The following is a 25,964-nucleotide window of genomic DNA, read 5'->3' as shown; positions in this document are numbered from 1 at the left end:
CATTCCGCATCGGGTACCCTTTCGCCGATGGAACCTTTGGATACGCTCAACCTGTGGATGGAGCGTGCGCGGGATCGCGCACGGGCCATCAGTTTCGGCCGCTTCCTGTGGCATCGCTTCCTCGACGACCGCCTGTTCCAGGCAGCGGCGGCGCTGGCGTACACCACGGTGTTCGCGCTGGTGCCGTTGGCCATCGTGGTGTTCGGCGTGCTCTCGGCCTTCCCTGTCTTCGACCGCTGGAGCGATCAGCTCAGCGATTACGTCTTCTCCAACTTCGTGCCCAATGCCGCGCGCGCGGCGGAGGGTTACCTGCGGCAGTTCTCGGCCAGTGCCGGCCAGCTCACCGCCGCCGGCTTCATCGCACTGGTGGTCTCGTTGCTGATCACCCTCAACAGCGTTGAAGAGACCTTCAACCAGATCTGGCGGGTCGGCTCGACCCGGCCCAAGCTGACCCGCTTCCTGGTCTACTGGACCGTGCTGACCCTGGGCGCGATGCTCGCTGCCGCTTCGCTGGCGGTGTCGGCGCGGGTGTTCGCGATGCCACTGTTCGGGACCCAGGAAGGTCGTTGGCTGGCCGAGTTCGCGCTGCGGCTGGCGCCGATCCTGATCGAGTTCGTCTGCATCACGCTGATGTTCCGGGTGGTGCCGCACCACACCGTGAAATGGCGGCACGCGGTGCCCGGCGCGATTCTCGCGGCGGTCATCCTGGAACTGGTGAAGTGGGGCATCGGCGCTTACCTGGGCAGTTTCCAGTCCTACCAGAAGCTCTACGGCACGGTCGCCTTCGTGCCGATCCTGCTGCTGTGGATCTACCTGTGCTGGGTGGCGGTGCTGCTGGGCGCGTCGCTGTCCTCGTCGATGGCGGCCTTCCGCTACCAGCCGGTGGAGCTGCGCCTGCCGCAGGGCTACGAGTTCTATGGCCTGCTGCGCCTGCTCGGCCGCTTCCACCATGCCCGAGCCAAGGGCAAGGGCCTGGCCGATGATGAAATCCTGCGGCTGGAGCCGATGCTGACAGATTCGCTGCTGCAGGACCTGGCCTGCAACCTGCAGGAGATCGGCCTGCTGCGCCGCGATGAACGCGGCGAATGGCTGCTCTCGCGCGACCTGGACCAGGTGAGCCTGGCCGATCTGTACGAATGCACCCAGTTGCGCATTCCGGTAGCCGAGCAGCACCTGCCATACCGCGACGACACACTGGGCCGTGCTGCGCTGGCGGCACTGGACGATCTGCGGCTGCCCCTGCGCGAACGCCTCAAGCGCAAGGTCAGCGATATCTACACCGATTCCGGAGACATGCCATGACCCGCAAGACCCCGTTGCTGCTCCCGCTGGCCCTGCTGCTGGCGCTGTCGGCCTGCAAGCCGGCGCAGGAGCCGACCCCCGCCAGCAGCCAGCCACCGGCACAGGCACCGACGCCGACCGCACCGGCGCCGGTCGAAGAGACCCCGGCCGAACGCACCACTGCCGAGTTCCCGACGCTGAAGATGAAGGCCGTGGATGGCAGCGACTACGACCTGGCCGCGCACCGCGGCAAGTGGGTGATCGTGAATTTCTGGGCGACCTGGTGTGCCCCATGTCGCAAGGAGATGCCGGAGCTGTCGGCGCTGCACGCGATGCGCAGCAACATCGAGGTGGTCGGCCTGGCCTATGAAGACATCGAGGTGCCGGAGATGCAGTCGTTCCTGACCAAGCATCCGGTGACCTATCCGATCGTGATCGTGGATCCGTTCGATCCGCCGGCGGACTTCGCCACACCGCGCGGTTTGCCGCTGACGCACCTGCTGGATCCGCAGGGCAAGCTGGCGCACACGTTCCTCGGCCCGGTGACGGCCGCCGACATCGAAAAGCAGATCGCGGCTGCCAAGTAGCGGGTTGGTCGGCAGGGCCTGCGGCCCTGCACCCGCCGAAGCGGTAGTGCCGGCCGCTGGCCGGCAACATCAGCAACCGTAACAACCGAAGCAGAAGCGGGTTTCCTGTGGGTAGGCGGGGTGGGTCCGGTGGCGGGGGCCGCTGCAAGTACGTCCCTGTAGGCTTGGCAGCCGCATTCATGCGGCTGACACCCTGCACTCCGACACCGCCCCACCTCTGACAGATTTCTGCGATCTGGTAGATCCACGCCATGCGTGGATGAATCTCTATCGAGTTCGAATACTTCGACAATCGAACAAAGAGCATCCACGCATGGCGTGGATCTACAGAATGCAATGCTGACAGATCGCGGAGATCTGTCGAAGGCGGGGTGGGTCCGGTTGCGCGGGCGTGAGCCGCATGGATGCGGCGACCGAGCTTACATGGACGTACTTGTAGCGTCCCCCGCAACCGGACCCACCCCGCCATCCCTCAGGAAGCCCGCCGTTGCTGTTGCCGTTGCCGTTGCTCTGGCTTCGGCAGGTGCAGGGCCGCAGGCCTTGCCGACCCACCCTAATCCTCGACCGGGAAATCCTCGATCGGCTTCAGCACATCGTAGTGCTCGCGATGCAGCTTGCCCTTCAACTTCGGCAGCTCCGGCAGCGGTGCATCCACCCGCGTGTCCGGCAACCGGTCCAGCAGGTTGCGCACCAGTGTCAGCCGGCCCAGCCGCTGGTCGTTGAAATCCACAAGTGTCCACGGCGCCGCCTCACGATGCGTCGCGCGCAGCATCGCCTCGCGGGCCTCGGTGTAGGCGCTGTACTTGCTGCGCGACTTCAGGTCGACCGGAGAGAGCTTCCAGCCCTTCAGTGGATCGAGGTGGCGTTCGGCGAAGCGCTTTTCCTGCTGTTCCTGGTCCACGCACAGCCAGTACTTGAACAGCAGGATGCCGTCGTCCACCAGCAGCTGTTCGAATACCGGCGCCTGGTGCAGGAACTGCTGGTACTCGGTCTCGCTGCAATAGCCCATCACCCGTTCGACACCGGCGCGGTTGTACCAGCTGCGGTCCATCAGCACGATCTCGCCGGCGGCGGGCAAGTGTGAGGCGTAACGCTGGAAGTACCACTGCGTGGCTTCGCGGTCGGTCGGCTTGGGCAGCGCCACCACCCGGCACTGGCGCGGGTTGAGGTGCTGGCTGATGGCCTGGATCGCGCCGCCTTTGCCTGCGGTATCACGGCCTTCGAACAGCACCAGCAGGCGCTGCCCGCTGTGCTGCACCCAGCGCGCCATCGCGGTCAGTTCCAGCTGCAAAGGCAGCAGCAGTTCGTCGTAGTCCTTGCGCTTGAGCTTGGCCATCGTCACACCACGCGGGGAGGAAGCCCGAGCGTAACGCAGGGGTCGCTCAGGTGTTGTCGACACCCTGCCAGCCGTGTTCACCGGCAAGCCGCTGCAGCAGCGCCGACAGGTCGCGGGCAAATCCGGTCATGTCGAACAGTCCACTGCGGTCGCGCGCGTGCGCCAGCTCGGCACGCAGCACGGCCAGTGCTGCGGGGTCATTGCCCAGCGCGCTGGCGGTGGCAATGAACGCCGCATCGTCGGCGACATTCATCCACGCCAGCCCCAAATGGTGGTTGAGGCTGCCGGCGACGCGCGCGGCGAAGGTGTCGCCGGGGCAGGTCAGCACCGGGCAGCCGGCCCACAGCGCGTCGGACGCGGTGGTGTGCGCGTTGTACGGATGCGTGTCGAGGAACAGGTCGGCCAGCGGGTAGCGAGCCAGGTACTGCGGATGTGGCAGCTTGGCCATGAACACCAGGCGTGCCGGGTCGAGGCCAGCGGCCTGTGCGGCCCCACGCAGGCGGGCGTCGGCCTGGCCGGGGCCGGACAGCAGCCACAGCACGCTGCCGGGTACTGCCTGCAGAATGGCGAAGGCACGGCCCATGCTGCGCGGGTTGAGCTTGTAGCTGTTGTTGAAGCAGCAGAACACCACGCCCTGTTCGGGCAGGCCGCACTCGGCCCGGGACGGTGCCGGCTCCAGCATGCGAGTGTTGTCCGAGGGCTGGAACGCACGCGGCAGGCGCAGTACGCGCTCGCTGTAGTGGGGTTCCAGTGACGGTGGCAGAACGAAGCTGTCGCCGATCACTGCATCCAGCCACGGCGCCCCGGACGTGCCGGGGTAAGCCAGCCAGTTCAACTGCAGCGGGGCAGGGCGCATCGCCAGCACTTCCGGCGTACCGCCACCGCCCCATCCGCGCAGGTCGAACAACAGGTCGATGCCCTGTGCGCGGATGCGTGCGGCAGTGTCTGCATGGCGCAGCCCGGCCACATCATGCAGCTGTGTGGCCGCCTGCAGGCGCTGGCGGATGCGACTGCCGTCATCGTGGTTCAACGCGAACAGATGCAGCTGCAACGCGGGGTCATGACGCAGCTGCTCGAACAGGGCCACGGTCAGCAGCCCGGTGGGATGGGCGCCAAAACCATTGGAAAGGAAACCGACGCGCAAGGCGCCGTGCCCGCGCACCTTCACGGCAGGAAGGGGGCGCACTCCCGAAGCAACCACCGCGGCGCGTGCACGCGCGCAGGCCAGCTGTTCGGCCGCGCCGGCATCCTCGCTGAGGAATGCGAACGGTTCGACCACGCCTTGCCCGTTGGCCACGGCGCCACGTACCTGTGCCGCCAGCGCATCCACGTCCTGCCAGTCGCACAGGCGACGCTGCCAGGCCAGGCGCTGGGCGGCGATATAGGGTTCGCCCGGCATCAGCGCATGTGCGCGGCGATAGGCCGCCGCTGCGCCTTCGGCATCATCGGCATCTTCCAGCGCATGGCCCAGCCACAGCGCAATGCCCGGGTGCTGCGGGGCCAGCGCCGAGGCCTGGCCGAGCAGCTTCGCTGCGTCCGCGTGTGCGCCAGCCATCCAGGCCACGCGGCCCAGCCGTGCCAGCGCTTCGGGGTGGTTCGGGCGCAGCTGCAGCGCACGTCGTGCCGCCTGCTCGCCGGCGGCGATGTCGCCGGCTTCCAGTTCCAGGTCGGCCAGCATCACCCAGGCGACGAAGTCGCCGGGCTGGCGTGCAATCGCCTGTTGCAGGTGCTGTCGCTGCTGCCAGGCCGTCATCGTGCTCAGCCCGCCGACAGCTGGGCCAGGGCGTCGACCTGGTGCTCGTGGCTGAGCCGCTGCAGCAGCGGATCGAGGTCGCCGGCCAGTACGTTGGGCAGGTCGTACAGGGTCAGGCCTTCCACGCGGTGGTCGGTGATCCGGCCCTGCGGGAAGTTGTAGGTGCGGATGCGCTGGCTGCGGTCGCCGCTGCCGACCTGCAGACGCCGCGATTCGGCCTGCGCCGCGTCCTGGCGCTGGCGCTCGGCGTCCAGCAATTGTGCTTTCAGGCGTTTCATCGCCTTGTCGCGGTTGGCGTGCTGGCTGCGCTCGGTCTGGCATTCCACCACCACACCGGTCGGTACATGGGTGATGCGGATGGCCGATTCGGTCTTGTTGACGTGCTGGCCGCCGGCACCGGACGAGCGGAACGTATCCACCTTCAGGTCGGCCGGGTTGATGACGATGTCATCGACTTCGTCAGCCTCGGGAATGATCGCCACCGTGGCCGCCGAGGTATGGATGCGGCCCTGCGACTCGGTGGCCGGCACGCGCTGCACGCGATGCGTGCCCGATTCGAACTTCAGGCGCGAGAACGCGCCACGGCCGACCACGCGCGCCACCACTTCCTTGTAGCCGCCATGCTCGCCCGGGCTGTCCGATTCGATCTCGACCTTCCAACCCTGGCGCTCGGCGTAGCGGGCGTACATGCGGAACAGGTCGCCGGCAAAGATCGCGGCCTCGTCGCCGCCGGTACCCGCACGCACTTCCAGGAACAGGTTGCCTTCGTCGCGCGGGTCGCGCGGCACCAGCAGCAGCGCCAGCTCCTGCTCCAGTTCCTGCAGGCGCGCCTGTGCAGCAGCGATTTCCTCATCGGCCAGCTCGCGCAGGTCGGGGTCGGCGCGCATACCTTCGGCGGCGGCCAGATCGGCCTTGGCACGGGATTCATCGGCCAGGGCGATGGCGATCGGTTCAAGTTGGGCGAATTCGCGCGAAAGGTCGCGGAAACGAGTGTTGTCGGCGACCACATCGGGTTCGGCGAGCAGGCGTTCCAGTTCTTCGCGGCGCTCGGCCAGCGCTTCCAGCTTACGGCGCAGGGTCGGCGTCATCGGGTCTCACGGGTGGGTGGCGGTAACCCGGCGTGGCCGGGAACAGGCGCTCGGCGGCGCGGGTCAGGTCGGCATCGCCACTCAGCGCGGCCGCACGCAGGGCGGCGGTCGGCGGATGCAGCAGGCGGTTGGTCAGGCCGTGGGCCAGCAGTTCCAGCACTTCATCGGCCGGCTTGCCGTTGGCCAGTTGCTGGCGTGCGCGCTCCAGCAGCTCGGCGCGGGTGGCTTCGCCGAACGCGCGCAGCTGCCGCAGCGGCGCCTGGTGGGCGCTGGCCTGCTGGGTCTCGACGAAGCGCGACACCTGCAGGTCGATGATCGCCTCGGCTTCGGCGGCGGCCTCGCGGCGGCCACGGCGGTTGTCTTCCACCGCGCGCTCGAGATCGTCCACGGTGTAGAGGAAGGCGTCGTTGAGCGTGCCGACCTCGGCCTCGATGTCGCGCGGTACGGCCAGGTCGAACAGCAGCATCGGCTTGTGCCGGCGCGCGCGCAGGGCCTTGGCCACCATCTCGCGATGGATCACCGGTTCGCGCGCAGCGGTGGCCGAGAACACCACGTCGGCCTCGCCCAGGTGGCGGTCCAGTTCGGTCAGCGGCAGGGCCACGCCACCATGGCGGCTGGCCAGTTCCTGCGCGTGGGCGAGGGTGCGGTTGGCGATCAGCAGCCGGCGTACCTTGCCTTCGCTCAGGTGCCGTGCAGCCAGTTCGATGGTCTCGCCGGCACCGACCAGCAGCACGGTGGAATCGTCCAGCCGCGCGAACGCGTTCTGCGCCAGGCGCACCGCGGCCGACGCCACCGATACCGGGTTGGCACCCACCTGGGTATCGGTGCGCGCACGTTTGGCCACCGAGAAGGTCTGCTGGAACAGGCGGTCCAGGCGCTGGCCGAGCAGGCCGTGGTCGCGCGCGGTCGACCAGGCATCCTTCACCTGGCCGAGGATCTGCGGTTCACCCAGCACCATCGAGTCCAGGCCGGTGGCGACCCGGAACAGGTGGCGCACGGCCTCGGCATCGGCGTGCTGGTACAGGTAGCCCTGCAGGTCGCCGGCCTGGGTGTGCAGCCACTGGTCCAGCGCCTGTGCCGAATCGGCCACGGCATACAGCTCGGTGCGGTTGCAGGTGGACAGCAGCACCGCCTCGGCGATCTGCGGAGTATCGCGCAGCGAACCGAGCGCGCGCGGCAACGCCTCACCGGCGAAGGCCGCGCGCTCGCGCAGTTCCACCGGTGCGGTCTGGTGATTCAGTCCGAGCACCCACAGGGTCATTGTTCAGTTGCTTGCGATAAGCTGCTGGCCATTGGACGACATTTTAAGGCCCCGATGCCGACGATGCCCGCATTGATTCGCATCCCCAGTGTTCTGCTGCTGTCCCTGGCCTGCAGCCAGGCCCTGGCGGCGGTGCCGGCCAAGGCCCCCGTGCGGGCCCCGGCCACTGAGGAACTGGCGCTGGAACCGGTGATGGCCGGTGAGTTCGCCCTGCAGGCCGGCAAGCTGGCCGAGGCCGCGCGCTGGTACCTGCAGGCGGCCCAGCAGACCGACGGCGACGCCGGCCTGGCCGAGCGCGCGACCCGCATTTCCATGCTCGCCAACGATGATGCCAGCGCCGCCAAGGGCTTGGCCCTGTGGCAGCAGCGGGCCCCGCGCTCGTTGACCCTGCGCAGTGCGGCCGGTGCGCTGGCCATGCGCCAGGGCGATGTGAAGGCTGCCCGCACCGAACTGCAGGGCCTGCTGGCCGACCCCGACGAGCGCGGGTGGAAGTTCGCCCTGGCTGCCCTGATCGGTGGCGGCCGCGATCCGGCGGTGCCCGCGCAGGTGCTGGGTGAGCTGGTTGACGCCAACGCCATTCCGCCGAAGATCGAAGCCTGGCAGGAGTTCGGCCGCCTGGCCCTGCGCATGGAAAAGCCCGAGCTGGCGCGGCGCATGATCGATGAAGTGGTCAAGCGCTTCCCCGAAGAACCGCGTGTGGCGCTGCTGCGTGCCAGCCAGCTGCAGCAGGCCGGGGAGACCGGCAAGGCGCTGTCGCTGCTGCACGATGTGGAGCCGAAGACCCGTCAGGACCCGGAACTGCGCAATGCGGTGGCCATTGCCTATGACAGCCTCGGCCAGCCGTCCGCCGCCGAGCGTGTGCTGGCGTTCGGCCCGCAGGACGTGCAGACCTGGGGCATGCGCGCCTCGCTGTTGGCCAAGCAGGGCGACAAGGCCGCGCTGTCCAACCTCTACAACGAACTGTCGCGGCAGGCGGCCAAGCCGGACGCGGCGCAGCGCCTGCTGCTGGGCAAGATCGCCGAGTACCTGAAGCGTTACCCCGAGGCCGTGCAGTGGTACCACAGCGTGCCCGGTGGCGATGAGCTGAGCGAAGCGCGCCTGCGCGCGGCCAATGCCCAGGCCCTGGCCGGGCGCCTGCCGCTGGCGCTGGATGAAGTGCACGCGATCCAGTCCGATGCGGTGGTTGACGACGACGTGCGCCGCGACGCCTACCTGCTGGAAGCCGAACTGCGCCAGCGCGCCGACGACAGTGCCGGTGAACTGGATGCGCTGGCCCGCGGCTTGGCCGCTTACCCGGATGACAACGGCCTGCTGTACGCCCGTGCGCTCACCTGGGAACGCCGCGATGACATCCCGCGCGCCGAGGCCGACCTGCGCAAGATCCTGGTGACCGACCCGGAAAACGTGCCGGCGCTGAACGCGTTGGGCTACACCCTGGCCGACCGTACGGGCCGCCTGCAGGAGGCGCTGGAGCTGATCGACCGCGCCCGCGTGGCCGAGCCGGACAACGCGGCGATCGTCGACAGCTATGGCTGGGTGCTGTATCGCCTGGGCCGCAAGGAAGAGGCGCTGGTGCAGCTGCGCCGGGCCTGGACCCTGGCCAAGGACCCGGAGATCGCTTCCCACGTCGGCGAAGTGCTGTGGGTGCTGGGCAGGCATGACGAGGCCCGCCATTTCTTCGACGAAGCGGCCAAGCTCGACCCTGAAAACCGCGCGCTGCTGCGCGCCCGCGAGAAATTCAATCCATGAGTGTTTCCCTGATCCGGCCGCTGCTGCTGGCGGCCGTGACCCTGGCGGTGACCGCCTGTACCACCGTGGGCACGCAGAAGACCCCGGCACCGGCGGTGGTCGAGGTTGTTTCAGCCGAAGCGGCACAGGCCGAGGCGGCGCGCGTGGCTGCGTTGCAGGCACAGCCGGACTGGACCTTCCAGGGCCGGGTTGCGGTCAGCAAGGGCAAGGACGGCGGCAGCGGTCGCATCGACTGGAAGCAGGAAGGGCGCCGCTATGTGGTCGAGCTGAGCGCGCCGGTGACCCGGCAGAGCTGGAAGCTGACCGGCGATACCCATTCCGAAGCCGGTCGCCTGGAAGGACTGGCCGGCGGGCCGCGTGACGGCGAAGACGCCCAGCAGCTGCTGCTGGAGGCGACTGGCTGGGACATCCCGGTCAACCAGTTGCCGGCGTGGATCCGTGGCCTGGTGGCCGGTGATGCTGCCGGTCCGGAGAAGGTCGAACGCGACGGTGAAGGCCGCCCGCGCCGCATGCAGCAGATGGGCTGGCAGGTGCAGTACCTGGACTGGTACCCGGCCGAGGCCGGGCACCCGGCGCTGCCGCGCCGGATCGAGGCCAGCAATGGCGACGCCAAGGTGCGCCTGCTGGTGGACCAGTGGGGGCAGGGCGCCCCATGAGTGCCGGGCGCGATGACGCGGGCTGGTCCTGGTGGCCGGCCCCGGCCAAGCTGAACCTGTTCCTGCATGTCACAGGCCGTCGTGCCGATGGCTACCACGAGCTGCAGACCGTGTTCCGCCTGCTGGACTGGGGCGACCGCATTGGCCTGCGCCTGCGTGAAGACGGCCAGGTGCGCCGGCAGGGCGAGGGCCTGGCCGGTGTGGCCGAGGCGGATGACCTGGCGGTCCGCGCCGCGCGTCTTCTGAAAGGTGCGGCCAATATCGCGCAAGGCGCAGACATCATCGTCGAAAAGCACGTTTCTGCAGGTGGTGGCTTCGGAGGTGGTTCCTCCGATGCCGCCACTGTGCTGGTGGTGCTGAACCGGCTCTGGCGGGCCGGTCTGGATGAGGACGCCCTGGCGGAACTGGGCCTGCGCCTGGGCGCCGACGTGCCGGTGTTCGTGCGCGGGCGCAATGCCTGGGCCGAAGGCGTAGGCGAGCGCCTGCAGCCGATCACACTGGCCCCGGCCTGGTATGTGGTGGTTGAACCGGGCGTTCATGTTCCCACGCCGGCCCTCTTTGCAGACCCGGATTTGACGCGCGACAGCCCAGTGGCGAAAATAGACGACTTCGCTTCCGGGACCCTGGTCGGGAACGCGTTCGAACCGGTGCTGCGCCGCCGTGAGCCTGCCGTCGAGGCGGCGCTTACTGCGTTGAGCGACATCGGCACGGCGCGGCTGACCGGTTCGGGAAGTGGTTGTTTCGTCGAGTTCGCGTCGCAGTCTGCTGCAGAGCAGGGACGGTCGAAATTGCCGAAGGAGTTGCGGGCAAGGGTGGCAGCGGGCGTTGCGCGTTCGCCACTGCTGGATGCACTCGAGCAACACTGATTTATCAATGCAGGGGCGTCGCCAAGAGGCCCAAGGCACCAGGTTTTGATCCTGGCATTCGTAGGTTCGAATCCTACCGCCCCTGCCAATAGCGGCTGTGTCCGCGCCTTCCAGCGCATCGCCTGCGCGGGACGTGGAAACAACCGCGGTGTTGTCAGCAGCAAGGGTCCATCGGGTCCTTGCCGACCCCGGATCCCCGCCACTCGTCCCCGCCCGAGACAATCATGATGCAAGAGTCCCCGAACCTGCTGGTCTTTTCCGGCAACGCCAACAAACGTCTGGCGCAGAACATCTGCAAGGAACTGGGGGTTCGCCCGGGCAAGGCGCTGGTCTCGCACTTCTCCGATGGTGAAGTGCAGGTGGAAATCGAAGAGAACGTCCGCAAGCAGGACGTGTTCGTGATCCAGCCGACCTGCGCGCCGAGCGCGGAAAACCTGATGGAACTGCTGGTGCTGATCGACGCGCTCAAGCGCGCATCGGTGGCCAGCGTGACCGCCGTGGTGCCGTACTTCGGCTACTCGCGCCAGGATCGCCGCATGCGTTCCTCGCGCGTGCCGATCACCGCCAAGCTGGCGGCGAAGATGTTCAGCACCGCGGGCGCTGATCGCGTGCTGACCGTCGACCTGCACGCCGACCAGATCCAGGGCTTCTTCGATATTCCGGTGGACAACGTGTATGCGTCCCCGCTGCTGCTGGCCGACATCTGGCGCGCTTACGGCACCGAGAACCTGATCGTCGTGTCGCCGGACGTGGGCGGCGTGGTCCGCGCCCGTGCCGTGGCCAAGCGCCTGGATGACGCCGACCTGGCGATCATCGACAAGCGCCGCCCGCGCGCCAACGTCTCCACCGTGATGAACATCATCGGTGACGTCGAAGGCAAGACCTGCGTGATGGTCGATGACATCGTCGATACCGCCGGCACCCTGTGCGCCGCTGCCGCTGCCCTGAAGGCGCGCGGTGCGCTCAAGGTCGCCGCCTACTGCACCCACGCGGTGCTGTCGGGCCCGGCGGTGGACAACATCACCAATTCCCAGCTCGACGAGCTGGTGGTGACCGACACCATTCCGCTGAAGGACGCAGCGCGGGTGTGCAGCAAGATCCGCCAGCTGAGCGTGGCGGAAATGCTGGCCGAAACGATGCGCCGCATCGCCTTCGGCGAGTCGGTCAGCTCGCTGTACGTCGACTGAGTTTTTCGTCCCTGCCGGCAACGGCGGGGACATACCCCGGGTGCTTCTGGTCGCGGAAGCATCTTCAACCGCCAAGCCGCAAGGCGAGGCAACAACCTGAGTAGTCGAAAATGTCGAAGACCCATGAAATCAAGGTCACCAAGCGTGAACTGCAGCGTAAGGGTGCGAGCCGCCGCCTGCGTCACGCTGGTGTGATCCCGGCCATCGTGTACGGCGGCAACGCCGAGCCGGTCGCCATCAGCCTGGACCACAACGAAATCTGGCTGGCCCAGCAGAACGAGTGGTTCTATGCCTCGATCCTGGACCTGAACCTGGACGGCCAGGTGCAGAAGGTCCTGCTGCGTGACATGCAGCGCCACCCGTACAAGCAGCTGATCATGCACCTGGACTTCCAGCGCGTGAACGAGAACGAAGCCCTGACCGCTTCGGTCCCGCTGCACTTCATCAACGAAGACACCTCGCCGGCTGGCAAGGCTGCCGACGTCGTGGTCGCCCACGAACTGAAGGAAGTGACCATCAGCTGCCTGCCGAAGGACCTGCCGGAGTCGATCGAAGTCGACCTGGGCGAGCTGAAGGCCGGTGACATCGTCTACCTGTCCGACATCAAGCTGCCGAAGGGCGTGGAAATCCCGGCCCTGGCGCTGGGCAAGGACCACGACGACGCCATCGTCACCGCCAAGGCCGGCAAGGTCGACGCGGCTGACGAAGAAGCGGCTGCCGAGTAATACCCAAGCGGCGCCTGCCTCCGGGCAGGCGCCGTGCTGGAAGGAACCATGGCAGGATTGCGACTGATCGTCGGTCTGGGCAACCCCGGATCGGAACACGCCCGGACCCGGCACAATGCCGGGTTTCATTTCGTTGAGGCCCTGGCGGAAAAAGCCGGTGCGCGATGGAATGTGGACAGCAAGCTGTTCGGCGAGACCGCCAAGGTCGAGATCGCCGGGCAGACAGTGTGGCTGCTCAAGCCCGCCACCTTCATGAACCTCAGCGGCAAGTCGGTCACCGCCGCACAGCGGTTCTGGAAGATCGAGCCGGAAGAAACCCTGCTGGCCCACGACGAACTGGACCTGGCGCCCGGCGTGGCGCGGCTGAAGTTCGACGGTGGCCACGGCGGACAGAACGGCCTGCGCGACACCATCCGCCTGCTCGGCCACGGCAAGTTCCACCGCCTGCGCGTGGGCATCGGCCACCCCGGCCACAAGGACCGCGTGGTGGGTTGGGTGCTCGGCCGCCCGTCGAAGGACGACGACGTGCTGATCGCGCGCGCCATCGACGATGCGATCGACGTGATGCCGCTGGCGGTGCAGGGCGATTTTAGCGAAGCGATGAAGCGGCTGCATACCCCGAAATAACCGGTAGGTACCGACCGTTGGTCGGTATGGAACCAACCAGGCCGGTAGGTACCGACCGTTGGTCGGTACGGAGAATGATTGGAAAAGCAGCGCCCAGGTCGCTGTTTCCCCAATCACTTTCACCCCAGAGAGCTGTCACCCATGGGTATCAAATGCGGCATCGTCGGCCTGCCCAACGTCGGCAAGTCGACCCTGTTCAATGCGCTGACCAAGGCGGGTATCGCCGCGGCGAACTTCCCGTTCTGCACCATCGAGCCGAACGTCGGCATCGTGCCGGTGCCGGATCCGCGCCTGAACGAGCTGGCAGCGATCATCAACCCGCAGAAGGTCATCCCGACTGCGGTCGAGTTCGTCGACATCGCCGGCCTGGTGGCCGGTGCCGCCAGCGGTGAAGGCCTGGGCAACAAGTTCCTGGCGCACATCCGCGAAGTCGATGCGATCACCCACGTGGTGCGCTGCTTCGAGAACGCCGACGTCATCCACGTCAACAACAAGGTCGACCCGATCTCGGACATCGAAACCATCGATACCGAGCTGGCGCTGGCCGACCTCGACAGCGTCGAGAAGGCGCTGAACCGTGCCGAACGCGCGGCCAAGGGCGGTGACAAGGACGCCGCGGCGCGCAAGCCGGTGCTGGCCAAGCTGCAGGCGGCGCTGTCCGACGGCAAGTCCGGCCGTTCGGTGGGCCTGGACGAGGAAGAGAAGGCGCTGGTGCGCGACCTGTTCCTGCTCACCCTGAAGCCGGTGATGTACATCGCCAACGTGCTGGAAGACGGCTTCGAGAACAACCCGCACCTGGATGCCGTGCGCGCGCACGCCGCCGCCGAAGGCGCGCAGGTGGTGCCGGTGTCGGCCGCGATCGAAGAAGAGCTGTCCCAGCTCGACGACGAAGACCGCGATACCTTCCTGGCCGATCTGGGCCTGAGCGAGCCGGGCCTGAACCGCGTGATCAATGCGGCCTACAGCCTGCTCGGCCTGCAGACCTACTTCACCGCTGGCGTGAAGGAAGTCCGCGCCTGGACCGTGCGCAAGGGTGCCACCGCCCCGCAGGCTGCCGCAGTCATCCACACCGACTTCGAGAAGGGCTTCATCCGCGCCGAAACCATCGCGTATGACGACTTCATCAAGTACAAGGGCGAAGCCGGCGCCAAGGAAGCCGGTCGCCTGCGCCTGGAAGGCAAGGAATACCGCGTGCAGGAAGGCGACATCCTGCACTTCCGCTTCAACGTCTGATCCAGCGGCATCGGATCGACCCCGGACGCCCCGCCTTGTGCGGGGCGTTTGCGTTTCCGGTGATGGACAAAAAAACACCACGTTGCGAAACGCTTGCGGTGTGATGTTCGCCGGCACTTGTCCACAGCAAACTCCCATCGCTTTCCACGCCGGATGTGGAAAACCGCGTGGCGCCCTGTGGAGCCGAGCCCATGTTCGGCTGATCCCCGGCTCGGGCTCGGCTCTACAGGGCTACCCGTGCAGCGTGGACAAATTTTCACCACGCCCTGAAACGCCTGCGGTGCAATGCTCGCGCCCACTTGTCCACACCAAGTTCCCATCGCTTTCCACGCGGGGTGTGGAAAACAATTGCAGGCGTGGACAAAAACTCACCACGCCCTGGAACGCCTGCGGTGCAATGCTCGCGCCTACTTGTCCACACCAAGTTCCCATCACTCTCCACGCGTGGTGTGGAAAACCCCGGGTGGCCCGCTCTGGTAGTCACCCACCCTGGTGGGCGCGCGGCGGAACAGTGCCCACCGAGGTGGGCATCTACCAAGGCCGCAAACAGCAAGGCCCGCCAATGGCGGGCCTTGTCGTCCACGTTCTGCAATGCGGCGTGCCTTACAGCGCGCTGCCACCGAACTTGTGGGTGTACTGCAGGTTGATCGTGCGGCCGACGCTGTCGAACCAGGACACGTCGTAGTACGGATACGCGGTGTAGGTGGCGTCCTTCGGCGGCATCTTGTTGAAGACGTTCACCACCGACAGCGACAGGCGCGAGTGGTCGTCGAAGCGGTACTGCAGCGACGCGTTGTAGCGGTAGGTCGCCTTGATGTACGGGCTGTCACCGCTGTCCCACTTGAATACCTGGTCGTAGCTGTCCGAGGTCGGCAGCTTGCCCAGGCGCGAACCATAGACCGTGGCCGACCACGCGTCCTTCTCCCAGGTCACGCTCAGGCTGGTCTTGGTACGCGGGATGTCGAAGTTGCTGTTGACCGCGAACTGGTCCTGGATCGGATCACCGGGGTAGCGCTGGAAATCGTGCTTCTTCACCCAGGTGTGGGTGCCGTTGAGGATGAAATCACCGATGCCGGTCTGTAGGCGGTAGCGCAGGCCGACGTCGATGCCGGAGGTCGATTCGCGGGCGACGTTGATCGGGGCGACACGCACGCCGTACAGGCGGCCATCACTGGTGCGGGTGATGCGGTCGAGCGCGTCCACGCAGGTCGGTGAATTGATGTCGGCAGTACCCAGGCGGCAGTTCGCTTCGCTGGCCAGGATGGTGCGCACGTCCATGTCCTGCACCTGCTTGCGCATGTCGATGTCGAACCAGTCCACCGACAGGTCCAGGCCGATCGCGGGCGACCAGACGAAGCCGGCACTCCACGAGGTGCTGGTTTCCGGGTCGAGCTGGCGATTGCCGGTGCGGCTGCGGATCAGGTTGTGCTCGTAGTCGGAACAGTCGGCGGCATCGTCGGCGCGGCAGCTGTACAGGTCCACGGCGCTGGTCTCGTCGTTGCCCGGGCCGGCGAACACGTAGTGCAGGTCCGGTGCGCGGAACGCGGTGCCATACGAACCGCGTACCAGCAGGGTGTCGATCGGGCGCCATTCCAGGCCGCCGCTCCAGGTCGCCTTGCCGATGGTGTGGCCGGAATAGCGGTACTGGTCGTAGCGGCCTGCCACGCTCAGGTTGACCGTCTCGTGCAGCGGCATGCGCAGCTCGGCCGCCGTGGCCCAGCGGTTGCGCGAACCCTTGCCGTCCGAATCCTTCCAGCTGTAGTAGTAGTACTGGGTCGCCAGCGGATCGGGATTCAGCGAGTACGCCTGCTGGCCTACTTCCACGGTTGCGGCGAAACCGGCATCACCGCCTGGCAGGCCGAACAGCGCGGAATTGGTCAGCGTGAACGCAGCCGTCTCGGTGCGCGACTTCGGGGTGTAGGTGGTGCGTGCGGCGATCGAATCGTACTCGGCGCGGGTCAGCGGCCGGTACAGGCGCGACGGGTCGGCGTTGTAGATCGGGAAACCGTCGTCGTCCACGCCCAGCTGCGGGCCCAGGAACAGGTCATTGGCCTTGGCGGCGATGATCTGTGCCCAGCTGATCCGCGACTGGTACTGCGAATGGCTCAGGGCCGCTTCGTAGTCCCAGTTGCCAGCCAGATTGCCCTTGAAGCCGGTGGTCACGCTGAAGGTCTTCTGCGTGCTGCGCACCATTGCATTGCGCAGACCACCCATCTCCTCGGGCGAGAACTGGCGCTGCCAGAACTCGATCTCGCCGGTGGCCTGGTTGTTGAAATAGCCCGACTCATCGCCATTGGCGTCCATGCGGCCCCACTTGGTGACGTCGCGCATCAGCGACATCGTGTGGTAGCCCAGCTGCACATCGGCGAACCACTGCTGGCCGTTGTCGAAGTCGTAGCTCAGCGAGGCGTAGCCATTGGCGCCGCGGCGCTTGCTGAGGATGGTGCCGTAGCCGATCGAGCTGTCGCTGCCGCAGTAGTAACCGTAGCGCGGGCGGTAGGCGCGGTAGGTGCTGCCCTGGTTCTGCCCGGCCAGCGCTTCGCAGGTGGCCGCACCCGGATCCAGGTAGTCGTCGTTGTAGTCCGTACGCAGGTAAGCGCGGCGGGCGATGCGCGAGCCCTCGGTGGGGCCGTCCTGGGTCGAATCCTGGATATCGCGCTCGTACGCCCACAGCGGGCTCTGCGACTGCAGCTCGACGCTGTACACCGCGTTGAAATTGCCGCGACTGAAACCGCTGGCCAGGCTCATGTCGAACGAGTCGCCACCGCCTTCGCTGGTGGTGCCCATGCGCATGTCGATCGTGGTGCCGTCGGCCTTCTTCTTCAGGATGAAGTTGACCACGCCGGCGATGGCGTCCGAGCCGTAGATGGCCGAGGCGCTGCCAGTCAGCACTTCGATGCGCTCGATCATCCCCAACGGGATGTTGGAGACATCGGTGAAGTTGCTGCGGCCCTTGAACGGCATCGGGAAGTCGGCGATGCGGCGGCCATTGACCAGCACCAGCGTGTGGTTCGGGCCGAGGCCGCGCAGGTCCACCTGCTGGGCGCCCGGCGAGAAGTCGGCGCCGCTGGAGGACTGCTGGCTCTGCGTCTCACCGCCGTTCTGGGTCATCGACCGCAGCACGTCGGGCACGCTGGTGAAGCCGCTGGAACGGATCTGCTCGGCGCTGATCACCGTGATCGGGGCGGGGCCTTCCACCTGGGCGCGCGGAATGCGCGAACCGGTGACCTGCACCGCATCCAGTTGTTGAACCGAAGAGGAAGCCGGTGCCTGGGCCGCCGCGGAAGCAGCCACGCCCATCAACGCCAGCTGGATCGACCACGCCATCGCCTTTCTACGCATGAGGAATTCTCGGAAATGAAGCCGGCCCGCAGAGGAGGGGCCCTGTCCCCCATTCAGATTTCCGGAATGGGCGCGCGCATTTAACGCCTTTTTTATGCCCTTGACTACTGGGTCCCTATCTGGCAAAGAGTGAAAACGCTTGCAAGTCGATTTTGTTCAGGGAGATCAAGATGCGACGCCTCCACCGGACCCTGCGTGCCCCCTTCGCCTGGCTGGCGCTGCTGGTGTTGGCCGTGCCGTTGGCCGTCCTTGCGCAGGACCTGCAGGGCCCGGGCTTCGCCTACTACGAAGCCGGGGATCTCGACGCACCCCGGCCGGGCCCACGCGCGCCGGCCATGATGCTGATGGGCGGTGGCGAATGGGTGCCGGAGGCCTTCCACTGGTGGCTGAAGCAGGCTGGCAATGGCCGCGTGCTGATCCTGCGTGCATCTGGCAGTGACGAGCTGCAGGACCGCCTGTATCGCGAGATTGGCGGGACCACCGCAGTGCAGACGCTGGTGTTCGACAGTCGCCGTGGTGCCGATGATCCGGCCGTGCTGCGCGTGGTTGCCGCAGCCGATGCCATCTTCATCGCCGGTGGTGACCAGTCGCGCTACATCCGCTTCTGGAAGGGCACTGCGCTCAACCGCGCGCTCAACGCCCATGTGCGCGCCGGCAAGCCGATTGCCGGTACCAGCGCTGGGCTCGCCATCCTCGGTGGCTATGCCTACGGCGCGATGGACGGCGGCAGCATCACCTCCGCTGGTGCGCTGGCCGACCCGATGGGCAGCGCGGTGACCATGGACAGTGGCTTTCTGCAGATGCCCTACCTGCAGCGCGTGGTCACCGACACCCACTTCGACAAGCGCGATCGGCTCGGCCGCCTGATCGTATTCGTGGCGCGCGCCGCCCAGGACAGTGGCAACCCTGACATCGTCGGCATCGGCGTCGACGAGGACACCGCCCTGTGCGTGGAGCCCGATGGCCAGGCACAGGTCTACAGTGCTGACGGCGAGGGCAAGGTCTGGGTGGTCAGCCCCGGCCGCGATGCCGACCGCCTGGTCGAGGGCGAGCCGCTGCGCTTCCACGCGGTGCCGGTAACGGTGGTCGCCAGTGGCAGCCGCATGCGCCTGGATGACTTCCAGGCCGAGGCCGACTACCAGGCCATGGCCGACGTCAGCGACGGCGAGATGGAGTTCACGCTTCGGTAGTGCCGGCCGATGGCCGGCAACTCACCTTTCCTGATACGCCCCCTGCCGGCCAGCGGCCGGCACTACCCTGCAATCCATTCCCTCGTTCTGTTGGAGACGTACCCGATGAAACTGCGCCTGGCGCTGTCCGCACTGTTGTCCCTGCCCATGCTTGCCCAGGCCGTGCCGGCCACCTCACCGCTGCTGGTCATCCACGGCGGCGCCGGCGTCGAGCGCAAGGACCTGTCGCCGGCCGAGGAAAAGGCCGCACGTGACGCGCTGCGGGCGGCCCTGCTGAAGGGGCATGCGGAGCTGGCAGCGGGGCGTCCCGCGCTGGCCGCAGTCACCGCCGCGATCACCGTGCTGGAGGACGATCCCACCTTCAACGCCGGCAAGGGCGCAGTGTTCACCCACGACGGCCACAACGAGCTGGATGCGGCGGTCATGGATGGCGCGAGCCAGGCGGCGGGCGCGGTGGCGGGCGTGCAGCGGGTGCGCAACCCGATCCTGCTGGCGCAGACCGTGATGCAGAAGTCCCGGCACGTGATGATGGTCGGGCAGGGCGCCGAAGCCTTCGCGGCCGAGCAGGGCATTTCTCTGGTCGATCCCTCCTACTTCCGTACAGAGAAGCGCTGGCAGCAGTTGCAGCGTGCACTGAAGGAAGAGGCCAGCGGCCAGGCGCATGCCGATCTGGAGACCGCAAAGCATTTCGGGACCGTCGGTGCAGTCGCATTGGATGCACAGGGACACCTGGCCGCCGGTACCTCCACTGGCGGCATGACCAACAAGCGCTACGGCCGGGTGGGTGACTCGCCGGTCATCGGTGCCGGCACCTGGGCCGACGCACGCTGCGCGGTGTCCGGCACCGGGTGGGGCGAGTACTACATCCGCACCGCTGCCGCGCACGAGATCTGTGCACGCATGCGCTACCAGGGGCAGACGCCGGAGCAGGCCGGCAAGGGTGTGATCAACGAGTCGATTCCGCAGATGGGCGGCGACGGCGGTGCGATCGTGCTCGGCGCAGACGGAAAAATGGCGACGCCGTTCAACACCCAGGGCATGTATCGAGGCTGGATCGGCGGCGACGGCGTCCCCCATGTCGCAATTTTCGCCAACGAGACCCTGCCGGTCCCGGGGCAATAACCTTGCGTATCAATGGGTTTGCGACAACGTGTGAAAAAAGTGGAAAAAAGCGTTGACAGCCCCCCGTCCCATCAGCAGAATAAGCGGCTCACCACCACACACCGCAACGCTTCGGCGGCAACGGAATGGGGTGGTAAGGAGGGATACCCAAGCGGCCAACGGGGGCAGACTGTAAATCTGCTGGCTTACGCCTTCGGTGGTTCGAATCCACCTCCCTCCACCAGTTTCACGTTGTGACATTCCCGGCGCGGGAGTAGTTCAATGGTAGAACCTCAGCCTTCCAAGCTGATGGTGCGGGTTCGATTCCCGTCTCCCGCTCCATTGAATGAACTTTGAATATTATCGAGTTCATGTCATAATGCAAAACTCGGCTCACGTAGCTCAGTCGGTAGAGCACTTCCTTGGTAAGGAAGAGGTCGAAGGTTCGATTCCTTTCGTGAGCACCATCTTAAGCATCACCTCTCAGACGAATTCGAGATAAGCAGCCATGGCCAAGGGTAAGTTCGAGCGCACCAAGCCGCACGTCAACGTCGGCACCATCGGTCACGTCGACCACGGCAAGACCACGCTGACCGCCGCACTGACCAAGATCGGTGCCGAGCGCTTCGGTGGCGAGTTCAAGGACTACTCCTCGATCGACGCCGCGCCGGAAGAAAAGGCTCGTGGTATCACGATCTCGACCGCGCACGTCGAATACGAATCCCCGGTCCGTCACTACGCCCACGTCGATTGCCCGGGCCACGCTGACTACGTCAAGAACATGATCACCGGTGCTGCCCAGATGGACGGCGCGATCCTGGTGTGCTCGGCCGCTGACGGCCCGATGCCGCAGACCCGCGAGCACATCCTGCTGTCGCGTCAGGTCGGCGTGCCGTACATCGTCGTGTTCCTGAACAAGGCCGACATGGTTGACGACGCCGAGCTGCTCGAGCTGGTCGAAATGGAAGTGCGTGAGCTGCTGAGCAAGTACGACTTCCCGGGCGACGACACCCCGATCATCGCCGGTTCGGCCCGTCTGGCGCTGGAAGGCGACCAGAGCGACATCGGCGTGCCGGCCATCCTGAAGCTGGTCGATGCCCTGGACAGCTGGATTCCGGAGCCGGAGCGCGCGATCGACAAGCCGTTCCTGATGCCGGTGGAAGACGTGTTCTCGATCTCGGGCCGCGGCACCGTGGTGACCGGTCGTATCGAGCGCGGCGTGATCAAGGTTGGCGACGAAATCGAAATCGTCGGCATCCGTCCGGTGCAGAAGACCACCGTGACCGGCGTTGAAATGTTCCGCAAGCTGCTGGACCAGGGTCAGGCAGGCGACAACGCTGGCCTGCTGCTGCGCGGCACCAAGCGTGACGACGTCGAGCGTGGCCAGGTCCTGGCCAAGCCGGGTTCGATCAAGCCGCACACCAAGTTCGAAGGCGAAGTCTACGTCCTGTCGAAGGACGAAGGCGGCCGTCACACCCCGTTCTTCAACGGCTACCGTCCGCAGTTCTACTTCCGTACCACCGACATCACCGGCGCAGCTGCTCTGCCGGAAGGCGTCGAAATGGTGATGCCGGGTGACAACGTCAAGATGGTCGTCACCCTGATCAACCCGGTGGCAATGGACGAAGGCCTGCGCTTCGCCATCCGCGAAGGCGGCCGTACCGTCGGCGCCGGCGTGGTCTCGAAGATCATCGAGTAAGCCTGCAGTACCGGTGGTTGCATAGCGCCGCCGGTTACGCGAATGGCGGGCCGGGAACCTCGGTCCGCCTTCGCCGTCTAAGGGAAGGCAAGTTTCAATACGTACGCCAGTAGCTCAATTGGCAGAGCAGCGGTCTCCAAAACCGCAGGTTGGGGGTTCGAGTCCCTCCTGGCGTGCCATCTGCCCACCTTATCCAGCGGCCTGGGCCGCTAAAGCAGACACAGCCGGATGAATAGCAAGATCGAACACTCCAAGGACAACTCCGCCAACGGCGGGGATATCGTCAAGTACGTCGCCGCATCGCTGCTGGTGCTGGCTGGTCTGTTCGTCTGGTTCTGGTTCTCCGCCGACTCCGGTCGCGCCACCCAGCTGGGTGCGTGGGCGGGTCAGCTGCGTGCGTTGGCGGTTGTGGTCGGTCTGGTTGGCGGCATCGGCGTGTTCATGCTGACCGGCAAGGGGCGCGACACCCGCGAATTCCTCTCCGAGTCGCGCTTCGAACTGCGCAAGGTGGTCTGGCCGACGCGCCAGGAAGCCATCCGCATGACCTGGGTCGTGATGGTGGTGGTGACCATTCTCAGTCTGTTGCTGGGTGGGTTCGATTACGTCATTCAGTGGCTGGTTCAGTTGTTCCTGAGCCGCTAAGGAGAATTGCATGAAGCGTTGGTACGTCGTTCACGCCTATTCGGGCTTCGAGAAGTCGGTGGCGCAGGCTCTGCGCGATCGCATCGTCCGTGACGGCATGGAAGAGCGCTTCGGCGATGTCCTGGTCCCGACCGAAGAAGTGGTCGAAATGCGCGCTGGCCAGAAGCGCCGCTCCGAGCGCAAGTTCTTCCCGGGCTACGTGCTGGTCCAGATCGAGACCCACGAAGAAGCCGGTATTCCGCGCATCGACAACGAAAGCTGGCACCTGGTCAAGGAAACCCCGCGCGTCATGGGCTTCATCGGCGGCACCGCCGACCGTCCGCTGCCGATCGCCGATTCCGAGGCCGAAGCCATCCTGAACCGTGTTCAGGAAGGTGTCGAGAAGCCGCGTCCGAAGGTGCTGTTCGAGCCGGGCCAGATGGTCCGCGTCACCGACGGCCCGTTCAACGATTTCAATGGCGTCGTCGAAGAAGTCAACTACGAGAAGAGCCGCCTGCGCGTCTCGGTGCTGATCTTCGGCCGTGCCACTCCGGTCGAGCTCGAGTTCGGCCAGGTCGAAAAGGCCGTCTGACCTGTCGGTAGAGTCGAGCTTGCTCGACTTTGCTGACCAGTCGAGCAAGCTCGACTCTACGGAACCAGGAACCGGGCCTCGCCCGGTTTCGTCCGTTTATGTGCCGCTTCAGGCATGTGAAGAAAAAACCTGATATAGTGCGCGGCTACCCGCTGGGAAGCCAGCAGGACGAGGCCGCCGCAAGGTGGCCTTCAGCATGATTTCAAAACGCGATGCCGGGACGCGTGATTCCCGGTCCGATGGGGAGCCTGTTGTCGCAAGGCGCTAGCACCCGGAGAGCATACTCATGGCAAAGAAAGTTGTCGGTTACATCAAGCTGCAGGTGAAGGCCGGTCAGGCCAACCCCTCGCCGCCGGTCGGTCCCGCGCTGGGTCAGCGTGGTCTGAACATCATGGAATTCTGCAAGGCGTTCAACGCTGCCACGCAGAAGCTCGAGCCGGGTCTGCCGGTTCCGGTGATCATCACGGCCTACTCGGACCGTACGTTCACCTTCATCACCAAGAGCACCCCGGCCACCACCCTGCTGAAGAAGGCCGCTGGCATCTCGTCGGGCTCCAAGCGCCCGAACACCGAGAAGGTCGGCAAGGTCACCCGTAAGCAGCTGGAAGAGATCGCCAAGGCGAAGGAACCGGATCTGACTGCCGCCGATCTGGACGCCGCCGTGCGTACCATCGCTGGCTCTGCCCGTTCCATGGGCCTCGTGGTGGAGGGTTAATAAGATGGCACAGACCAAGCGTGAGAAGGCCATCAAGGCCGCCGTCGTTCCGGGCAAGGCATACGCCTTCGAGGACGCGATCAACATCCTGAAGAGCGCCACCAAGGCCAAGTTCGTCGAGTCGATCGACGTCGCTGTGCGCCTGGGCGTCGATGCGAAGAAGTCCGACCAGCAGGTCCGTGGCTCCACCGTGCTGCCGGCTGGTACCGGCAAGTCGGTCCGCGTCGCCGTGTTCGCTCCGGCCGGTGCCAAGGCTGACGAAGCCCTGGCCGCTGGCGCCGAAGCCGTCGGTATGGATGATCTGGCCGAGAAGATGCAGGCCGGCGATCTGAACTACGATGTCGTCATCGCGACCCCGGACGCCATGCGCGTCGTCGGTAAGCTGGGCACCGTGCTGGGCCCGCGCGGCCTGATGCCGAACCCGAAGGTCGGCACCGTTTCCCCGAACCCGGGTGAAGCCGTGAAGAACGCCAAGTCGGGTCAGGTCCGTTACCGCACCGACAAGGCCGGCATCATCCACTGCACCATCGGCAAGGCCGACTTCGCCGAAGACGCGCTGAAGTCGAACCTGACCGCGCTGCTGCTGGACCTGATCAAGGCCAAGCCGGCCACCTCGAAGGGCACCTACCTGCAGAAGGTTTCGGTCAGCTCGACGATGGGCCCGGGCGTCACCGTCGACCAGTCGTCGCTGACCCTGAAGTAATTGTTTCAAGCGGTCACGGTACCTTCGGTGCCGTGACCGTGACATTTGAAGGCATCGCTGGCAGTGCATCGCCCGCGGTAGCCGTCAAAGACCGCAGGCGCGGTCGTGGCAATACCGGCGACGGGCACGGAAGCTCGATCTGGCAAGGAGTCGCCGCCGGAGCAGTCATGAGCGCTTAATCGATTCCCCGGAATCACCCTGCGTAGATGGTGCCCTTCTGGAGTTTTTCTGGTTCACGCACGTCTGGGTTTCCCAGGTTGGCCCACTCCAGGTCTAGAACGGCCCACCCCCCGGAACATCATCCCGATGTTCCCGGCGTCCAGGACGGATGCCGCACAGGACCGCACACGGCAGGAGCCGTAAGCGGAGTTCAATAGGAGGAGTGCAATGGCTCTCAATCTGTCCCAGAAGCAAGAAGTAGTCGCCGAGCTGGCAGACGTCGCCGCCAAGGCCCACTCCTTGATCGCAGCCGAATACGCTGGCACCACGGTCGCCCAGATGACCGCGATGCGCAAGCAGGCTCGTGAAACCGGTGTTTTCTTGAAGGTTGTCAAGAACACCCTGGCTTCGCGCGCCGTTGAAGGCACCGAGTTCGCAGTCGCCCAGGACCAGATGGTTGGTCCGCTGCTGTACGCGTTCTCGCTCGAGGAGCCCGGCGCTGCCGGTCGCCTGATCAAGGAAGCCGCCAAGGGCAACGACAAGCTGAAGGCTAAGGTCGTCGCCATCGGTGGCGAAGTGTTCCCGGCAAGCCACGTCGACGTGCTGGCCTCGCTGCCGACCCGCGACCAGGCCCTGGCCATGCTGGCCCGCGTCCTGACCGAGCCGGTCACGATGTTTGCCCGCGCCATCAAGGCCGTTGGCGAGAAGCAGGGTGGTGGCGACGTCGCCGCCGACGCTGCCGAGCCGGCCGCCGAGACCGCCTGAGTTTCGACTTACCGTGGTTCCTGACGGAACCTCAACCCAGAAAATCATCCAAAGGTATTAATCATGTCCCTTACCAACGAACAGATCGTCGACGCCATCGCCGAGAAGTCCCTGATGGAAGTGATGGAGCTGGTCAAGGCCATCGAAGAGAAGTTCGGCGTCTCCGCCGCTGCTCCGGTTGCCGTGGCTGCTGCCGCTGGCCCGGCCGCTGCTGTTGAAGAGCAGACCGAGTTCACCGTCACCCTGAAGTCGGCCGGCGACAAGAAGGTCGAAGTCATCAAGGCCGTCCGCGCCATCACCGGCCTGGGCCTGAAGGAAGCGAAGGACCTGGCCGAAGCCGGTGGCGTCCTGAAGGATGCCGCTTCGAAGGACGAAGCCGAGAAGATGAAGAAGGACCTGGAAGCTGCTGGCGCGACTGTCGAAGTCAAGTAAGCAGTTACCTTGCATCGTCACCGATTCACGGCGATGCAGCCAAGGCTGGGGGCGTAAGCCCCCGGCCTTTGGTCGTTGTTGCAAGGTTGTAGATCCACGCCACGCGTGGATGTAACGAGCGGCAAAAAGCCCAACACGGGCTGCGGTCAGACCCCGGCAGGCCAGCGCAGAGCGCGGCAGCGGGGGAGTGGATGCAGACGAGTTGGCAGTTGGAAGTAGCGGGAGAAGGCGTGCTGGTGCCGGCAATACCAGCGACTTCCAACTGACAATTTCAAGTTCCCTTCGGATCGTGGGCG

The 25,964-nt window shown here is 66.0% G+C and carries 23 protein-coding genes and 5 tRNA genes; 23 read left to right on the top strand and 5 right to left on the bottom strand.

What is annotated here, in order from left to right:
* Positions 1 to 27: 27 nt before the first annotated feature.
* Together AC13GF_RS03610 and AC13GF_RS03605 are read left to right on the top strand one after the other, a co-directional pair.
* Positions 28 to 1,302 (top strand): YihY family inner membrane protein, encoded by a 1,275-nt coding sequence (locus tag AC13GF_RS03610; RefSeq protein WP_032130426.1) that lies wholly within the window; start codon positions 28 to 30, stop codon positions 1,300 to 1,302.
* A complete protein-coding gene (locus tag AC13GF_RS03605; RefSeq protein ID WP_483003268.1) occupies positions 1,299 to 1,868 on the top strand; it encodes a TlpA family protein disulfide reductase in 570 nt (189 codons plus the stop codon). Before AC13GF_RS03610 ends, AC13GF_RS03605 begins: the two co-directional genes overlap by 4 nt.
* 553 nt (positions 1,869 to 2,421) lie before the next feature.
* Here AC13GF_RS03605 and ppk2 read toward each other — a convergent pair.
* From ppk2 to hemA, 4 genes are read right to left on the bottom strand one after another with little or no spacing between them, the layout of a single operon-like run.
* On the bottom strand, positions 2,422 to 3,204 hold the full coding sequence (gene ppk2, locus AC13GF_RS03600) for a polyphosphate kinase 2 (protein ID WP_024957330.1): 783 nt from the start codon (positions 3,202 to 3,204) through the stop codon (positions 2,422 to 2,424).
* 46 nt (positions 3,205 to 3,250) lie between these two features.
* Positions 3,251 to 4,957 carry an O-linked N-acetylglucosamine transferase, SPINDLY family protein gene (locus AC13GF_RS03595; RefSeq protein WP_483003266.1) on the bottom strand — a complete coding sequence of 569 codons (1,707 nt, stop codon included), beginning with the start codon at positions 4,955 to 4,957 and terminating at the stop codon, positions 3,251 to 3,253.
* A 5-nt stretch (positions 4,958 to 4,962) separates the two neighbouring features.
* A complete protein-coding gene (gene prfA, locus AC13GF_RS03590) occupies positions 4,963 to 6,045 on the bottom strand; it encodes a peptide chain release factor 1 (protein WP_483003264.1) in 1,083 nt (360 codons plus the stop codon).
* On the bottom strand, positions 6,023 to 7,306 hold the full coding sequence (hemA, locus tag AC13GF_RS03585; protein ID WP_010481752.1) for a glutamyl-tRNA reductase: 1,284 nt from the start codon (positions 7,304 to 7,306) through the stop codon (positions 6,023 to 6,025). The genes prfA and hemA overlap by 23 nt, the downstream gene beginning before the upstream one ends.
* 63 nt (positions 7,307 to 7,369) lie before the next feature.
* Here hemA and AC13GF_RS03580 point away from each other — a divergent pair, with 63 nt between their 5' ends.
* The 8 genes from AC13GF_RS03580 to ychF all read left to right on the top strand — a co-directional run bounded on the left by AC13GF_RS03580 (position 7,370) and on the right by ychF (position 14,349).
* The gene (locus tag AC13GF_RS03580; protein WP_483003262.1) at positions 7,370 to 9,055 is read left to right on the top strand and encodes a tetratricopeptide repeat protein; all 1,686 of its coding nucleotides are present in this window, start codon (positions 7,370 to 7,372) and stop codon (positions 9,053 to 9,055) included.
* The gene (gene lolB / locus AC13GF_RS03575) at positions 9,052 to 9,711 is read left to right on the top strand and encodes a lipoprotein insertase outer membrane protein LolB (RefSeq protein WP_483003260.1); all 660 of its coding nucleotides are present in this window, start codon (positions 9,052 to 9,054) and stop codon (positions 9,709 to 9,711) included. The genes AC13GF_RS03580 and lolB overlap by 4 nt, the downstream gene beginning before the upstream one ends.
* Entirely contained in the window at positions 9,708 to 10,577 is an 870-nt protein-coding gene (ispE, locus tag AC13GF_RS03570) for a 4-(cytidine 5'-diphospho)-2-C-methyl-D-erythritol kinase (RefSeq protein ID WP_483003258.1), read from the top strand. The genes lolB and ispE overlap by 4 nt, the downstream gene beginning before the upstream one ends.
* 11 nt (positions 10,578 to 10,588) lie before the next feature.
* Positions 10,589 to 10,665, top strand: a tRNA-Gln gene (locus tag AC13GF_RS03565).
* A 139-nt stretch (positions 10,666 to 10,804) separates the two neighbouring features.
* Positions 10,805 to 11,764, top strand: coding sequence for a ribose-phosphate diphosphokinase (locus tag AC13GF_RS03560; protein ID WP_005415400.1), 960 nt, complete (start codon positions 10,805 to 10,807; stop codon positions 11,762 to 11,764).
* A 110-nt stretch (positions 11,765 to 11,874) separates the two neighbouring features.
* Entirely contained in the window at positions 11,875 to 12,489 is a 615-nt protein-coding gene (locus AC13GF_RS03555; protein WP_126929436.1) for a 50S ribosomal protein L25/general stress protein Ctc, read from the top strand.
* Between the two features lie 48 nt (positions 12,490 to 12,537).
* Positions 12,538 to 13,116 (top strand): aminoacyl-tRNA hydrolase, encoded by a 579-nt coding sequence (gene pth, locus AC13GF_RS03550; RefSeq protein ID WP_008268208.1) that lies wholly within the window; start codon positions 12,538 to 12,540, stop codon positions 13,114 to 13,116.
* Positions 13,117 to 13,257: 141 nt separating this feature from the next.
* Positions 13,258 to 14,349 (top strand): redox-regulated ATPase YchF, encoded by a 1,092-nt coding sequence (gene ychF / locus AC13GF_RS03545; RefSeq protein WP_004144978.1) that lies wholly within the window; start codon positions 13,258 to 13,260, stop codon positions 14,347 to 14,349.
* Positions 14,350 to 14,952: 603 nt separating this feature from the next.
* Here ychF and AC13GF_RS03540 read toward each other — a convergent pair.
* On the bottom strand, positions 14,953 to 17,691 hold the full coding sequence (locus AC13GF_RS03540) for a TonB-dependent receptor plug domain-containing protein (protein WP_483003255.1): 2,739 nt from the start codon (positions 17,689 to 17,691) through the stop codon (positions 14,953 to 14,955).
* A gap of 170 nt (positions 17,692 to 17,861) precedes the next feature.
* Between AC13GF_RS03540 and AC13GF_RS03535 the strand changes: the two genes are divergently transcribed.
* From AC13GF_RS03535 to rplL, 13 genes are all read left to right on the top strand, one after another.
* Positions 17,862 to 18,881 (top strand): cyanophycinase, encoded by a 1,020-nt coding sequence (locus AC13GF_RS03535; protein ID WP_483003254.1) that lies wholly within the window; start codon positions 17,862 to 17,864, stop codon positions 18,879 to 18,881.
* 105 nt (positions 18,882 to 18,986) lie between these two features.
* Positions 18,987 to 20,003, top strand: a complete 1,017-nt coding sequence (locus tag AC13GF_RS03530) for an isoaspartyl peptidase/L-asparaginase family protein (protein ID WP_483003252.1) — start codon at positions 18,987 to 18,989, stop codon at positions 20,001 to 20,003.
* 137 nt (positions 20,004 to 20,140) lie between these two features.
* Positions 20,141 to 20,226, top strand: a tRNA-Tyr gene (locus AC13GF_RS03525).
* A 24-nt stretch (positions 20,227 to 20,250) separates the two neighbouring features.
* A tRNA-Gly gene (locus AC13GF_RS03520) sits at positions 20,251 to 20,324 on the top strand.
* A gap of 49 nt (positions 20,325 to 20,373) precedes the next feature.
* Positions 20,374 to 20,449: transfer RNA gene (locus tag AC13GF_RS03515), tRNA-Thr, on the top strand.
* Positions 20,450 to 20,490: 41 nt separating this feature from the next.
* Entirely contained in the window at positions 20,491 to 21,681 is a 1,191-nt protein-coding gene (gene tuf, locus AC13GF_RS03510) for an elongation factor Tu (protein ID WP_004154360.1), read from the top strand.
* A gap of 103 nt (positions 21,682 to 21,784) precedes the next feature.
* Positions 21,785 to 21,860: transfer RNA gene (locus AC13GF_RS03505), tRNA-Trp, on the top strand.
* A gap of 49 nt (positions 21,861 to 21,909) precedes the next feature.
* A complete protein-coding gene (secE, locus tag AC13GF_RS03500) occupies positions 21,910 to 22,323 on the top strand; it encodes a preprotein translocase subunit SecE (RefSeq protein ID WP_005408202.1) in 414 nt (137 codons plus the stop codon).
* Positions 22,324 to 22,333: 10 nt separating this feature from the next.
* Positions 22,334 to 22,894, top strand: a complete 561-nt coding sequence (nusG, locus tag AC13GF_RS03495; RefSeq protein WP_004154362.1) for a transcription termination/antitermination protein NusG — start codon at positions 22,334 to 22,336, stop codon at positions 22,892 to 22,894.
* 286 nt (positions 22,895 to 23,180) lie between these two features.
* On the top strand, positions 23,181 to 23,609 hold the full coding sequence (rplK, locus tag AC13GF_RS03490; RefSeq protein WP_004145248.1) for a 50S ribosomal protein L11: 429 nt from the start codon (positions 23,181 to 23,183) through the stop codon (positions 23,607 to 23,609).
* A gap of 4 nt (positions 23,610 to 23,613) precedes the next feature.
* Positions 23,614 to 24,312, top strand: a complete 699-nt coding sequence (rplA, locus tag AC13GF_RS03485) for a 50S ribosomal protein L1 (RefSeq protein ID WP_004154350.1) — start codon at positions 23,614 to 23,616, stop codon at positions 24,310 to 24,312.
* A 387-nt stretch (positions 24,313 to 24,699) separates the two neighbouring features.
* Positions 24,700 to 25,236 carry a 50S ribosomal protein L10 gene (gene rplJ, locus AC13GF_RS03480; protein ID WP_005408203.1) on the top strand — a complete coding sequence of 179 codons (537 nt, stop codon included), beginning with the start codon at positions 24,700 to 24,702 and terminating at the stop codon, positions 25,234 to 25,236.
* Positions 25,237 to 25,299: 63 nt separating this feature from the next.
* Positions 25,300 to 25,668: a 50S ribosomal protein L7/L12 gene (gene rplL / locus AC13GF_RS03475; RefSeq protein WP_004145253.1), complete on the top strand. Its 369-nt coding sequence runs from the start codon at positions 25,300 to 25,302 to the stop codon at positions 25,666 to 25,668.
* Positions 25,669 to 25,964: the final 296 nt, after the last annotated feature.

The sequence above is a fragment of the Stenotrophomonas sp. 22LJNL06-5-1 genome, from assembly GCF_056861455.1.
Note: the sequence above shows the minus strand (reverse complement) of the source record. Positions and strands in the feature narration are given on the sequence as shown.

What these genes read in the sequence shown, in the direction of transcription:
- ispE (WP_483003258.1), top strand. Translation starts at nt 9,708, where the DNA reads ATGAGTGCCGGGCGCGATGACGCGGGCTGGTCCTGGTGGCCGGCCCCG.
- rplL (WP_004145253.1), top strand. Translation starts at nt 25,300, where the DNA reads ATGTCCCTTACCAACGAACAGATCGTCGACGCCATCGCCGAGAAGTCC.
- AC13GF_RS03605 (WP_483003268.1), top strand. Translation starts at nt 1,299, where the DNA reads ATGACCCGCAAGACCCCGTTGCTGCTCCCGCTGGCCCTGCTGCTGGCG.
- lolB (WP_483003260.1), top strand. Translation starts at nt 9,052, where the DNA reads ATGAGTGTTTCCCTGATCCGGCCGCTGCTGCTGGCGGCCGTGACCCTG.
- rplJ (WP_005408203.1), top strand. Translation starts at nt 24,700, where the DNA reads ATGGCTCTCAATCTGTCCCAGAAGCAAGAAGTAGTCGCCGAGCTGGCA.
- AC13GF_RS03555 (WP_126929436.1), top strand. Translation starts at nt 11,875, where the DNA reads ATGTCGAAGACCCATGAAATCAAGGTCACCAAGCGTGAACTGCAGCGT.
- AC13GF_RS03535 (WP_483003254.1), top strand. Translation starts at nt 17,862, where the DNA reads ATGCGACGCCTCCACCGGACCCTGCGTGCCCCCTTCGCCTGGCTGGCG.
- AC13GF_RS03610 (WP_032130426.1), top strand. Translation starts at nt 28, where the DNA reads ATGGAACCTTTGGATACGCTCAACCTGTGGATGGAGCGTGCGCGGGAT.
- ppk2 (WP_024957330.1), bottom strand. Translation starts at nt 3,204, where the DNA reads ATGGCCAAGCTCAAGCGCAAGGACTACGACGAACTGCTGCTGCCTTTG.
- AC13GF_RS03560 (WP_005415400.1), top strand. Translation starts at nt 10,805, where the DNA reads ATGCAAGAGTCCCCGAACCTGCTGGTCTTTTCCGGCAACGCCAACAAA.
- prfA (WP_483003264.1), bottom strand. Translation starts at nt 6,045, where the DNA reads ATGACGCCGACCCTGCGCCGTAAGCTGGAAGCGCTGGCCGAGCGCCGC.
- secE (WP_005408202.1), top strand. Translation starts at nt 21,910, where the DNA reads ATGAATAGCAAGATCGAACACTCCAAGGACAACTCCGCCAACGGCGGG.
- AC13GF_RS03580 (WP_483003262.1), top strand. Translation starts at nt 7,370, where the DNA reads ATGCCCGCATTGATTCGCATCCCCAGTGTTCTGCTGCTGTCCCTGGCC.
- rplK (WP_004145248.1), top strand. Translation starts at nt 23,181, where the DNA reads ATGGCAAAGAAAGTTGTCGGTTACATCAAGCTGCAGGTGAAGGCCGGT.
- AC13GF_RS03540 (WP_483003255.1), bottom strand. Translation starts at nt 17,691, where the DNA reads ATGCGTAGAAAGGCGATGGCGTGGTCGATCCAGCTGGCGTTGATGGGC.
- hemA (WP_010481752.1), bottom strand. Translation starts at nt 7,306, where the DNA reads ATGACCCTGTGGGTGCTCGGACTGAATCACCAGACCGCACCGGTGGAA.
- nusG (WP_004154362.1), top strand. Translation starts at nt 22,334, where the DNA reads ATGAAGCGTTGGTACGTCGTTCACGCCTATTCGGGCTTCGAGAAGTCG.
- rplA (WP_004154350.1), top strand. Translation starts at nt 23,614, where the DNA reads ATGGCACAGACCAAGCGTGAGAAGGCCATCAAGGCCGCCGTCGTTCCG.
- tuf (WP_004154360.1), top strand. Translation starts at nt 20,491, where the DNA reads ATGGCCAAGGGTAAGTTCGAGCGCACCAAGCCGCACGTCAACGTCGGC.
- AC13GF_RS03530 (WP_483003252.1), top strand. Translation starts at nt 18,987, where the DNA reads ATGAAACTGCGCCTGGCGCTGTCCGCACTGTTGTCCCTGCCCATGCTT.
- ychF (WP_004144978.1), top strand. Translation starts at nt 13,258, where the DNA reads ATGGGTATCAAATGCGGCATCGTCGGCCTGCCCAACGTCGGCAAGTCG.
- AC13GF_RS03595 (WP_483003266.1), bottom strand. Translation starts at nt 4,957, where the DNA reads ATGACGGCCTGGCAGCAGCGACAGCACCTGCAACAGGCGATTGCACGC.
- pth (WP_008268208.1), top strand. Translation starts at nt 12,538, where the DNA reads ATGGCAGGATTGCGACTGATCGTCGGTCTGGGCAACCCCGGATCGGAA.